Source organism: Flavobacterium aquatile LMG 4008 = ATCC 11947, from assembly GCF_000757385.1.
GTDB lineage: Bacteria > Bacteroidota > Bacteroidia > Flavobacteriales > Flavobacteriaceae > Flavobacterium > Flavobacterium aquatile.
The window spans coordinates 390,893-402,770 of sequence record NZ_JRHH01000004.1 but is presented as its reverse complement, the minus strand read 5'-3'; the positions used below and the strand labels follow the sequence as shown (position 1 = coordinate 402,770).

At 34.9% G+C, this 11,878-nt stretch carries 14 protein-coding genes; 7 read left to right on the top strand and 7 right to left on the bottom strand.

Annotated features, from left to right (window positions below; all coding sequences use genetic code 11):
- Window positions 1–75 precede the first annotated feature (75 nt).
- Window positions 76–408, bottom strand: a complete 333-nt coding sequence (locus LG45_RS11685; RefSeq protein WP_035127405.1) for a hypothetical protein — start codon at window positions 406–408, stop codon at window positions 76–78.
- 39 nt (window positions 409–447) lie between these two features.
- Between LG45_RS11685 and LG45_RS11680 the strand changes: the two genes are divergently transcribed.
- The 5 genes from LG45_RS11680 to LG45_RS11660 all read left to right on the top strand — a co-directional run bounded on the left by LG45_RS11680 (window position 448) and on the right by LG45_RS11660 (window position 5,299).
- A complete protein-coding gene (locus LG45_RS11680) occupies window positions 448–2,424 on the top strand; it encodes an alpha-ketoacid dehydrogenase subunit alpha/beta (RefSeq protein ID WP_035127397.1) in 1,977 nt (658 codons plus the stop codon).
- Between the two features lie 228 nt (window positions 2,425–2,652).
- On the top strand, window positions 2,653–2,877 hold the full coding sequence (locus LG45_RS11675; protein WP_035127395.1) for a hypothetical protein: 225 nt from the start codon (window positions 2,653–2,655) through the stop codon (window positions 2,875–2,877).
- Between the two features lie 17 nt (window positions 2,878–2,894).
- The gene (locus LG45_RS11670) at window positions 2,895–3,128 is read left to right on the top strand and encodes a hypothetical protein (protein WP_035127393.1); all 234 of its coding nucleotides are present in this window, start codon (window positions 2,895–2,897) and stop codon (window positions 3,126–3,128) included.
- 9 nt (window positions 3,129–3,137) lie between these two features.
- Window positions 3,138–3,539 carry an RDD family protein gene (locus tag LG45_RS11665; RefSeq protein WP_035127391.1) on the top strand — a complete coding sequence of 134 codons (402 nt, stop codon included), beginning with the start codon at window positions 3,138–3,140 and terminating at the stop codon, window positions 3,537–3,539.
- Window positions 3,540–3,571: 32 nt separating this feature from the next.
- A complete protein-coding gene (locus tag LG45_RS11660; RefSeq protein WP_035127389.1) occupies window positions 3,572–5,299 on the top strand; it encodes a DUF885 domain-containing protein in 1,728 nt (575 codons plus the stop codon).
- A gap of 12 nt (window positions 5,300–5,311) precedes the next feature.
- On the opposite strand, the gene LG45_RS11655 is transcribed toward LG45_RS11660, so the two are convergent.
- A complete protein-coding gene (locus LG45_RS11655) occupies window positions 5,312–6,205 on the bottom strand; it encodes a LysR family transcriptional regulator (RefSeq protein ID WP_035127387.1) in 894 nt (297 codons plus the stop codon).
- A gap of 100 nt (window positions 6,206–6,305) precedes the next feature.
- Between LG45_RS11655 and LG45_RS11650 the strand changes: the two genes are divergently transcribed.
- Complete coding sequence (locus LG45_RS11650; RefSeq protein WP_035127385.1) at window positions 6,306–6,899, top strand: NAD(P)H-dependent oxidoreductase; 594 nt, start codon at window positions 6,306–6,308, stop codon at window positions 6,897–6,899.
- A 2-nt stretch (window positions 6,900–6,901) separates the two neighbouring features.
- The gene (locus LG45_RS11645; protein WP_035127382.1) at window positions 6,902–7,192 is read left to right on the top strand and encodes a putative quinol monooxygenase; all 291 of its coding nucleotides are present in this window, start codon (window positions 6,902–6,904) and stop codon (window positions 7,190–7,192) included.
- Between the two features lie 51 nt (window positions 7,193–7,243).
- Here LG45_RS11645 and LG45_RS11640 read toward each other — a convergent pair whose 3' ends face one another.
- The 5 genes from LG45_RS11640 to LG45_RS11620 form a co-directional block, all read right to left on the bottom strand.
- The gene (locus LG45_RS11640) at window positions 7,244–9,529 is read right to left on the bottom strand and encodes a GH92 family glycosyl hydrolase (protein ID WP_035127381.1); all 2,286 of its coding nucleotides are present in this window, start codon (window positions 9,527–9,529) and stop codon (window positions 7,244–7,246) included.
- Between the two features lie 170 nt (window positions 9,530–9,699).
- Window positions 9,700–9,933 carry a 4a-hydroxytetrahydrobiopterin dehydratase gene (locus LG45_RS11635; RefSeq protein WP_035127379.1) on the bottom strand — a complete coding sequence of 78 codons (234 nt, stop codon included), beginning with the start codon at window positions 9,931–9,933 and terminating at the stop codon, window positions 9,700–9,702.
- A 5-nt stretch (window positions 9,934–9,938) separates the two neighbouring features.
- Window positions 9,939–10,685, bottom strand: coding sequence for a maleate cis-trans isomerase family protein (locus LG45_RS11630; protein WP_035127377.1), 747 nt, complete (start codon window positions 10,683–10,685; stop codon window positions 9,939–9,941).
- A gap of 103 nt (window positions 10,686–10,788) precedes the next feature.
- The gene (locus tag LG45_RS11625) at window positions 10,789–11,697 is read right to left on the bottom strand and encodes a fumarylacetoacetate hydrolase family protein (RefSeq protein WP_035127376.1); all 909 of its coding nucleotides are present in this window, start codon (window positions 11,695–11,697) and stop codon (window positions 10,789–10,791) included.
- Window positions 11,697–11,876, bottom strand: coding sequence for a hypothetical protein (locus tag LG45_RS11620; RefSeq protein ID WP_035127374.1), 180 nt, complete (start codon window positions 11,874–11,876; stop codon window positions 11,697–11,699). The genes LG45_RS11625 and LG45_RS11620 overlap by 1 nt, the downstream gene beginning before the upstream one ends.
- Between the last annotated feature and the right edge of the window lie 2 nt (window positions 11,877–11,878).

Here is an 11,878-nt window from a genome sequence, read left to right as displayed (position 1 = left end):
TTTAATCTGCGTCCCAAAATTTAACCACAAAGCACATAAAAAAACCGCTTCAATCCGCGCTGCTTAGCATCCGTTTCATCCGCGTCCCAAACTAAACCGTGCCATCCGCGTCCCAACATTTAACCACAAAGCACATAAAATAATCCGCTTCAATCCGCGCTGCTTAGCATCCGTTTCATCCGCGTCCCAGAAAAAACCGTGCCATCCGCGTCCCAAACTAAACCGTGCCATCCGCGTCCCAACATTTAACCACAAAGCACATAAAAAAATCCGCTTCAATCCGCGCTGCTTAGCATCCGTTTCATCCGCGTCCCAAACTAAACCGTGCCATCCGCATCCCATTTTATACAATTCACGGAAAACAAATAAATTCATAAAGAATTCCGCAAAAATAATAGGAGAAACCATGCTCTTTTTTATATTTTTGCAAGGCTTAAAATACACGCAATGAACTTCGATAGAAAAGAATTATCCAATATCCAATTATTAGATTTATATAAAAGACTACTAAAACCAAGACTTATAGAAGAGAAAATGCTTATTCTTCTGCGTCAAGGAAAAGTATCCAAATGGTTTTCTGGAATTGGTCAAGAAGCCATTTCTGTGGGAATCACTGCCGCTTTAGACCAAGACGAATACATTTTACCAATGCATAGAAACTTGGGTGTTTTCACCGGTCGTGACATTCCGTTGCACCGTTTGTTCTCGCAATGGCAAGGTAAAAAAACCGGATTCACAAAAGGTCGCGACAGAAGTTTTCACTTTGGTACGCAAGAGTTCCACATCATCGGAATGATCTCGCATCTTGGTCCGCAATTAGGTGTTGCCGACGGAATTGCATTGGCAAACAAACTAAAACAAAACGGTAAAGTAACCGCCGTTTTTACTGGTGAAGGCGCAACGTCTGAAGGTGATTTTCACGAAGCGTTGAACATTGCTGCTGTTTGGGATTTACCTGTTTTATTCGTTATCGAAAACAACGGTTACGGATTATCAACGCCAACCAACGAGCAATACCGTTGTGAAAACCTTGCCGATAAAGGCGCAGGTTACGGAATGGAAAGCCACATCATCGACGGAAATAACATCTTAGACGTTTATACCAAAATAGCCGAATTGAAAGCTTCGTTAGCCGTAAATCCGAGACCTGTTTTATTGGAATTTAAAACCTTTAGAATGCGCGGTCACGAAGAGGCGAGTGGCACCAAATACGTTCCGCAAGAGTTGATGGATATGTGGGCAATTAAAGATCCGATTGCGAATTATAAAGATTATTTGGTAGCTGTTGGCGTACTTTCGGAAGAATTGGACACCGAATTTAAAGCCAAAATAAAAGCAGAAATAGACGAACATTGGGCAATTACACAAGCCGAACCAGATATTATTGCTGATTTAAGCGAAGAATTAAATGATGTGTACAAACCGTATCAATTTGAGGAAGTTAACCCTTCAAGCGAAGTAGAAAATATTCGTGTGGTGGATGCTATTTCTCATGCGTTGCGTCAGTCGATGGAACGTCACGATAATTTGGTAATTATGGGACAAGACATTGCCGAATATGGTGGTGCGTTCAAAATTACAGAAGGTTTTGTAGCACAGTTCGGAAAAGAACGTGTTAGAAATACACCCATTTGCGAAAGCGCCGTAGTTTCTGCCGGAATGGGATTATCGATTAACGGACACAAAGCGATTGTAGAAATGCAGTTTGCCGATTTCGTTTCTACAGGATTCAACCCAATTGTGAATTTATTGGCTAAACAACATTACCGTTGGAACGAAAAAGCCGACGTAGTAGTAAGAATGCCTTGCGGTGGTGGTACACAAGCTGGACCATTTCACTCGCAAACTAATGAAGCTTGGTTTACCAAAACACCAGGTTTGAAGGTAGTTTATCCAGCGTTTCCTTATGATGTAAAAGGACTTTTGAATACTGCGATTAACGATCCAAATCCGGTGATGTTCTTTGAGCACAAACAATTGTATCGTTCGGTTTATCAAGATGTGCCTAAAGATTATTACACCATTCCGTTTGGAAAAGCGTCGTTGATTAAAGAAGGAAATGATGTTACTGTAATTTCGTTTGGAGCTGGTGTACATTGGGCTTTAGAAACTTTGAATAAAAATCCAGAAATAAAAGCCGATTTAATCGATTTAAGAACATTAGTTCCAATGGATACCGAAGCGATTTTGGCATCGGTTAAGAAAACAGGAAGATGTATTATTTTGCAAGAAGATACTATTTTTGGTGGAGTTTCTAGTGACATCTCATCGTTTATTATGGAGAATGCGTTCCAATACCTTGACGCACCAGTAAAACGTGTTGGAAGTTTGGAAAGTCCGATTCCGTTTGTGAAATCGTTGGAAGATCAATATTTGCCTAAAGTTAGATTTGAAGAAGTATTGAAGGAGTTGTTGGCGTATTAGATTCTACTATTTAACCACAAAGCGCAAAAAAAAATTACACAAAGAAACGCAAAGAGACACAAAGCAACACAAAGGAAGAATCTTTTTAATCTTTGAATCAGTGGCTAAAAAAAATAACCTAAATCGAGAGTTCGTAAGTTCGAGTGTTTTTTGTGGAGAGCAACGGAACAAAAAATTTATCGAGAACCGTTTTATATTCGAGAAAAGTATAATTACTAATGCATCATAATGAAACCTTTAATTGAAAAATTATTATTGGAAGACGCCACCATTCATAAAGTAAAATATGATAAAGAGTGGTTTTATAATCTAGAAGATATTGCATTTTATCTGAAAGAAGATTTATCTGAAGTAGATTTCATACATTTACCAATGCAGATTTTTGACGAAGAAGAAATCGTAAAATGCAGTACATTTGAAGAAATTCAAAGAGGTAGAAAAGAGGCGAAGTAAAGTAAAAGTAAATCGAGATGGATGCAACTGCAATAGGAGAATTGAAGATTAAATACCAAGAAGTAATTGATTTAATTGCACAGAAAAAAGTGGTTGAAGCAGCGTTGAAACTTTCGGAAGTTACTGAAAAGGTGAATGATCTAATCGATTTTGCTACATCGGATAAAGAACTGCAAGAATTGAGTCCGTTTCAAATTTTGTCCAATCATTTGCAGTTGAAAATTGATTTGTTGAAATTACCTTTGAATTAAAAAGCAGTTATGAACGAAAATTATCCTTCAATTTTAGACAGAATTAAATCAACATTAATTGATTCAATTATTGTCATAGTATGTATGATGTTTTTTTCTGACTTACTTAATTCATTTGAAAATGTTCCCAATTGGGTAAGGATAACTTTATTCTTCTCTTTGCTTATGTATGAACCAGTATGTACTGCTTATGGCGCTACTTTTGGAAATCATAAAATGGGTATTAGAGTACGAAAACAATCTAATGAAAATGAACGTATTTCAATCTTTCAAGCTATAATTAGGTATTTTCTCAAAATTATACTTGGTTGGTTTTCATTTATATCAGTTTTTTTAAATCCAAAAAGCAGAACTATTCACGATATTATTAGTGGAAGTGTAATGATTAAAATCGATGAAAAACAAAGTTAATATCAAGGTTACTAATTTATAAATCAATTTCCATGAAAAAAATAATTGCTTTAAGTCTTGTAGTTTTATTTGCTTCTTGCAAGAAAGAAGAACGTGTTAAAACCGATGCTGATTTTGAAAGTTACAAGAAGAATTTTGTTGACAATTTGTGGAAACTGAATCCGGGTTGGGCTTCCAATGTAGGATTTCATAAATACGATAGCGTTTTGGTTGTTCCAAATGCCGAGTATTCTAAGAAATTAGTAGATTTTGTTCAAGCTAATTTAGATTCGTTGGAAACCTATTCGATAGATAATTTATCGGATAATAATAAAACGGATTTCTACATGATTAAGAATTATGCAGAAGGAACAGTTTTTTCAATAAACGAATTAAAATCAGATACTTGGAATCCTTCTGAATATAATGTTTGCGGTGCTTTCGCTGAAATATTAAACGGAAGTTACGACACTTTAGAAACCAGATTAAAGAATTTTGGTACTAAAATGGATAACATTCCGGCGTATTATGAAGCTGCAAAAGCGAATATTAAAAATCCAACAATTGAGCATACGCAATTAGCAATAGATCAAAATTTAGGTGGTATTTCAGTATTTGAATCCGATTTAAAAGCCTCCTTAGACAAAAGTAAATTATCGGAATCGGAGAAAACGGCTATTTTAAGTAAAGCACAAAAATCGGTTGCAGCAATTAAAAGTTATGCTGATTGGTTGCAAAAATTAGAAAACAAAACACCAAAATCATTTCGATTAGGAAAAGAATTGTATGCAAAGAAATTTGATTTCGACATTCAGTCGAGTTATTCTGCCGATGAAATTTATCAAAAAGCCATCAATCATAAGAAAGAATTGCATGAAAAAATGTTTGTTTTAGCCGATAAATTGTGGTCAAAATACATGGGTTCGGCTCCAAAACCAACTGATAAATTACAAGTTATCCGACAAGTTATTGATAAAATCTCGTTACAACATACCTCGCCAGATAAATTCCAATCGGAAATAGAAAAGCAAATTCCCGAACTAACGGCTTATGTAAAAGCGAAAAACTTGCTTTATATAGATCCATCAAAACCATTAGTTGTGCGCAAAGAACCCGATTATATGGCTGGTGTTGCTGGTGCGTCTATTTCTTCGCCTGGACCTTATGACAAAAATGCCAATACGTATTACAATGTAGGAAGTATGTCGGGTTGGGATGCCGAACGTTCTGAAAGTTATTTGAGAGAATACAACGATTATATTTTGCAGATTTTAAACATTCACGAAGCAGTTCCTGGACATTACACGCAGTTGGTTTACAGCAATCAATCGCCAAGTATTATCAAATCTATTTTAGGAAATGGCGCAATGGTCGAAGGTTGGGCGGTTTACACCGAACGAATGATGCTAGAAAGTGGTTACAAGAATTCAGACGAAATGTGGTTGATGTATTACAAATGGAATTTAAGAACGACTTGCAATACAATTTTGGATTATAGTGTTCACACCAAAGATATGTCTAAAGAGGAAGCGATTAGTTTGCTAACCAATGAAGCCTTTCAACAACAAGCCGAAGCCGATGGCAAATGGAAACGAGCTACGTTATCTCAGGTGCAATTGTGTTCCTATTTTACAGGTTATACAGAGATTTACGAATTTAGAGAAACACTTAAAAAGAAAGACGGCGATCAATTCGATTTAAAGAAATTCCATGAAACGTTCCTGAGTTACGGAAGCGCACCAGTGAAATACATTAAAGAATTGATGTTGGATAAAAAGTAGTTTGTAAAAGATTTACATTACTTCTAAAAATATTTTCTTTATCAAATCAATTTCATCGACATACAAAGTTTTCTTTCGTGTGGCAAAATATAAAGTGTTTACCAACGGCACTTTTCCTTTCCAGATGAGTTGAATCTGATGGTTGTCGATTTCTTTTCGACACAGAAAATCAGGAACAACGGCAAGACCTTTTCCGCTGCTTAAGCAACGTACAATAGAATTCAAATTAGGCACAATATAATTCGGACGAAAATCGGCGTATTTATTAAAATTCAATTGCCAAAAGCGACGTAAATGTTCCATATCGCCAGTGGTTCCGTACCATTTTTGTTGCTTTAACCAGTTTTCAGTTGCTTCAAGATTGTTGTTATTTTCTATGGTTTCAAATTCTGATTTGTCGATTTCATTTCCACCAACAAGTACAATGGTTTCTGATGAAAAAGGTTGGTATTCGATAGTATTTTTCGAAACCATTTGTGGTGTAATTATCAAATCTAAAATTCCTTTTTCAAGATTTTCAACCATCAACGGATATTCTCCAAATTGAATTATTACATTAAATGGCAAGGTTGAAATGTACTGTTCTAGAGTAATTTGAAAAGTTTCAAAACACATTCCGATGCTTATCGTTGGTGTATGTTTTTCGGTACTTCGTTGGAAGTTTTGTTCGGCTTCTTCTAATTTGCTTAAAGCTTCTATTGTAAAATTATACAAAACTTTTCCTTTCTCTGTTGGCACCATTTTTCTTCCAGTTCGATCAAATAATTTGTACCCAACATAATTTTCAAGAGAACTTAAGTGCAAACTCACGCCAGGTTGCGAAATAAACAGTACTTCGGCAGCACCAGTTAGTGTTCCGGTTTTGTAAACGGCTTTAAAAGTACGATACCATTCTAAATTTACCATAATTAACTATTATAATTCTGATACAAAGGTATGAATTAAGTTATTTTAATAATACAAATGCTGGTCGTAAATTTGTGACATCAAATTAAAGTATAAGAATATGACAAAAATATTTATAATCAATGGCGGACAAAAGTTTGGTCATTCAGGTGGAAAATTCAATGAAACAATTGCTAAAGAAACATTAGAATTTTTTAAAAACAACAGCAATTTTGAAGTAAAAACAACCGATGTAAACGATGAGTACAATCCTGCAGAAGAAGTTGAAAAATACGTTTGGGCAGATGTGGTTATTTATCACACACCAATTTGGTGGTTTCAATTGCCACACGGTTTTAAGAAATACATTGATATAGTTTTCACAGAAGGACACGACAAAGGAATTTATCACAGTGATGGAAGATCGTCCAAAAATCCAGCTATAAACTATGGAACAGGAGGAATGCTTCACGGTAGAAAATACCTTTTAACCACTTCGTGGAATGCACCAAAAGAAGCGTTTACATTGCCAGGAGAATTCTTTAATGAAACTAGTGTTGATGATGGACCGTTATTTGGTTTTCACCGAATGAATGCTTTTACAGGAATGACATCGTTGCCAAGTATGCACTTTCATGATATTGAAAAAAATGCTGATGTACCGAGAGATTTGGAGCAGTACAAAAAACACTTAACTAACTTATTTTTAAACTAATTATGACAATAAATATAACCGTACTACTTGAATCTAAGGAGGAATTTACTGAAAAACTAAAAGAATTATTTGAAGGTTTAGTGGTCAAAAGTAGAGAAGAAGCAGGTTGTATACAATATGATTTGCATCAAAATATTGAAAATCCACAAGCGTTTATTTTGCATGAAGTTTGGGAAAATAAGGACATATTTGACAGACATAATTCACAACAGTATGTAAAAGATTTTTTTGCTGCAACACCAACTTTATTAAAAGCCGAACCGAAGATTTATTTCACTACTAAATTAGCATAAATAAAAAATGCGAATCAGTATTGGTTCGCATTTTTTATATTTTTTTAGTATCTATTTAGAAGTGGTGGATAGTGAAAAAGGGAAAGAACTTTCTGTCGTTCCTCTTTTTTTATTTGGAGTATCTGACATTTTGAAATTAAAAGTTCCTCCGTTTAAAATCGTTTCATGGCTAATCCAGTTATTTAAATGTTCTTTACCATTCAAATCTACTTTTTGGATGTAGATGTTTTGCAAATTATTATTTGGCGCTGTAATCACAAATTGTTTTCCGTTTTCTAAAGTAAGCGTAACTTTCTTAAACAAAGGAGTTCCCAAAACGTATTCATTAGTAGCAGGACAAACTGGATAGAAACCTAAAGCAGAAAACACATACCAAGCAGAAGTTTGACCGTTATCTTCATCACCACAATAACCGTCTGGAGTTGGTTTGTATAATCTATTCATAACCTCTCTAACCCAATATTGCGTTTTCCAAGGTTCACCAGCATAATTATACAAATAAATCATGTGCTGAATAGGTTGATTTCCATGAGCATATTGACCCATATTGGCAATTTGCATTTCTCTAATTTCGTGAATCGTCTCACCATAATAACTATTGTCAAAAACTGGTGGCATAGTAAAAACGGAATCTAACATAGAAACAAATTTTTTGTTTCCGCCCATTAATTTTGACAAACCAGCGATGTCGTGAAAAACACTCCAAGTGTAATGCCAACTGTTTCCTTCGGTAAATTCGTCACCCCATTTAAAAGGATTAAACGGTTTGTGGAAACTTCCATCTTTATTTTTTCCACGCATTAAATTGGTTTCAGAATCGAAAAGATGTGTGTAATTCATACTTCGTTTTTCATACAAATCGATTTCTTCTTGCGGTCTGTTTAAAGCTTTTGCCAATCGGCTAATGGTGAAATCATCGTAGGCATATTCTAGAGTTCTAGCCGCATTTTCATTGATACCAACATCATAAGGAACATAACCTAGTTTGTTATAATATTCCACACCTTTTCTTCCAGTAGCTTGCGGACCTTCATTATTGGCGCCATGCACTAAGGCTTCGTATAATTTATTAATATCATAACCTCGAAGACCTTTGATATAAGCATCGGAAACTACTGAAGCAGAATTATTTCCAATCATAATATCGCTGTACGATGGGCTGCTCCATTCGGGTAACCAACCACCTTCTAGATAATCGTTCAATAATCCTTGTTGCATTTCTTTATTGATAGAAGGATACATCAAATTTAGAAATGGATATAATGCTCTAAATGTATCCCAAAAACCAGTTCCTGCAAATCGATAACCTGGCATTACTTTTCCTGAATACGGACTATAATGAATGATTTTATTCGAAGCATCAATTTCATACATTTTCATCGGAAAAAATAGCGTGCGATAAAAAGTTGAGTAAAAAGTTCTAATTTGTTCTTCCGTTCCACTTTCAACTTGAATTCGTCCAAGTGTTTTGTTCCAGGTATCTTTGGCTTTTTGTTTTACGGTTAGGAAAGTATCATCTCCAATTTCTTTCAAATTGATTTCTGCTTGCTCAAAACTTATAAAAGATGAAGCAACTCGAGCTCCAACAATTTCCTTAGAATTGTTACAATCAAAGTTGATTAAAGCAGACATGTGCGAACCTGATAATTCGAGTTCTTTCAGTTTCGTTTTGTCATTATAAAGAGCTGAAGCTTTAAAAGGTTTGTCAAATACAATAACAAAGTAATTTTTGAAATTGCTTAATTTTCCACGTGCATAACGGGTACTGTAGCCAATAATTTTGTTTTCTTCTGGGATAATTTTGATGTACGAACCTCTGTCAAAAGCATCAATAACTACAAAAGCACTATCGGTTTTCGGAAAAGTAAAGTGAAAAAAAGCTGCTCTTTCTGTTGGAGTAATTTCAGTTGTTACATCATGATCGGCCAAATAAACAGAGTAGTAGTAAGGCTTCGCAATTTCCGATTTATGACTGAACCAACTGGCTTGATCTTCTTCATCGACAGTTCCTTTTCTAACAATTGGCATCAATGAAAATTGTCCGTAATCATTCATCCAAGGTGAAGGTTGATGCGTTTGTTTGAATCCTCTTATTTTCTTAGCATCGTAGGTATATTGCCAACCATTTCCATTGTTTCCGGTTTGTGGCGTCCAAGCGTTCATTCCCCACGGCAAACCAATTGTTGGATAGGTATTTCCGTTACTTAAATCGTAACTACTGGCTGTTCCCATCAAAGGATTTATGTATTCAACTAAATCTTTTGAGTTTACAGCATGTTGCGCATTTGCAAAAAAAGAGGTCAGAAAAAAGAAGCAAAGTAGTTTTTTTATTACCATAAATTATAAGATAAAATAGATATTGTACGTAGTACTACAAAACTTTTTTGATTAACCAATAAACAACAATAAAAACAATAATAGTTCCAAAACATCCAAATTTTGTATTCTTTGCTGCAAAAAATGCACCGATTAATGCGATTAAGTTCTTCATAGATTTTCTTTTTTAATTAAAGTAAAGTGTCAATTTTTTGAGCTAGTTGATGATCTAGATCGGTTATTTTATTTTTATCGTGACTGTATAAAGTGATTTCGAGTTGAAATGCTTTATGAATTTTACAATCAGGATGATGGTTGATTTCATCGGCGTAATTGGCTACTTTTAATAGAAATTGTGCTAATTCAGTTTGTGTTTTAAACTTAAAATTGTTTACTAGTTTTCCGTCAATTACGTTCCATTCCATGATATTTAGTATTTACCGTTTAGAAGTTCTCCACCGATTGCCGATTTGGTTTCGATGCCGAGTTTCTTCATCATTTCAAAGGTAGTGCAAACTGCGGCAGATGTAACAGGAATTCCACATTCTGCCTGAATTAAATCAATTGCTTCCAATGATGGCATCTGAACACAAGCAGAAACTACTAAAACATCAACATCAGTCAAATCCAATTGCTTGTATATTTCCAATAAATTCAACGGATTTTGAGCAGCAACTTCTAAATTATCAGGAATTTCCAAAGCAATACTTTCTTTTACTTTAATGCCTTGATGTTCGATATAATCTACAACCATATCGGTTAATGGTCGCATGTAAGGTGTAATTATCGAAATTTGTTTCGCACCTAAAACCTTCAATCCGTTAATTAAAGCTCCGGCAGAAGTTACAATTGGAGTAGGAAAGTCATTAGCCACAGTTTCCTGATGCAAATTTACTTCCGATACGCAATGATAACCTCTTCCCATGCTCATAATGGCAACCAAACAAGCATAACCCATAACATCAACATGCGCGTCAGAAAGTTCTTGAGCACATTTCAAACTCATGGCATCCATGGCTTCAAGTTCTTCTTTGGTTACTTTTTTCATTCGCATTCTACTCGAATGGAAGGTAAAACGTTCTGGCAAAATGGTTTCACGTGAACGAAAAATTGCTGGTATTTCGGTTTCCATCGTTACATTACTTGATGGAACTATTTGTCCTATTCTGTATTTCATTTTTAGTATATTTTATTTCACTAAGATTCACAAAGGTTTCACGGAGTTTCACAAAATGTTGTGCGACTTTGCGCTTACTTTGTGAAACTTTGTGTAATAATTTCTATATCTCTTTTACCGTATTCACGATCGTTCCAATTCCTTCAACAGTTGCTTCAACTACATCGCCATCGTACATCCATTCTTGAGGATTTCTTCCTGCACCAACACCTGATGGAGTTCCGGTTGCAATGATATCGCCAGGTTCTAATGTGAAAACTGTACTTAAATCTTCTATCAAATCATTGATGTTGAAAAGTAGGAACTTGGTGTTTGAATTTTGTTTTTCAACGCCGTTTACTTTTAATGATAAATTCAAGTTGTGCGGATTTTCAATTTCGTCTTTGGTAACCAAAATTGGCCCCATTGGTGCAAAAGTATCTTGTCCTTTTGACACGATCCATTGTCCTTCACGACGACAATCACGCGCTGAAATATCATTTATGACTGTATAACCAAAAACGTAATCCATGGCATCTTCCTTAGTAACATATTTTCCTTTCTTGCCAATTACAACTGCCAATTCCACTTCCCAATCCAATTGTTCGGTTAGTTTGGTGTTTTTGATAATATCGGTATTTGTGGCCGTAACTGTTGTTGGTGGTTTTGAGAAAATGATAGGTTTTTGAGGTAACTTTCCTGTTGTGTCTAATGTTCGAGCACTTTCAGCAACATGTTCAGTATAGTTCAATCCAATTCCGATGATGTTTTTTCTTGGTTTTGGAATAGGAGCTAGGAACGTTACTTCGTCCATGTCATAGGCTATTTCTTCAAATAATTCGGCATCTGTATCGGCAATCATATCGTTTAGTTCTTCGACTAATTCAAATCCCAAATCGATTAAATCAAGCATGTTGTCTGGTAACGGAAAATTGGATATCTCTCCAAAATCCTCCATATCAATCACTTGATTATTATGGATGAAGCCTAATCTTGGTTCGGTGTCTTGTGTTTTGTAGGTAAGTAGTTTCATTATGTTTTATTTCTATTTGATAGTAGTTTGATAATTGCAAAAATGATTAATCCAGAAAAGAAAATGATAGTTGCATAACCAACAATCACAGTAAATTCATCCTCTTTTGAAATAAGATTTATTCCTAAAATAATAAAGACTACTGCAATAAAAATTCCAAATAATGGTATTTTTTTCATTT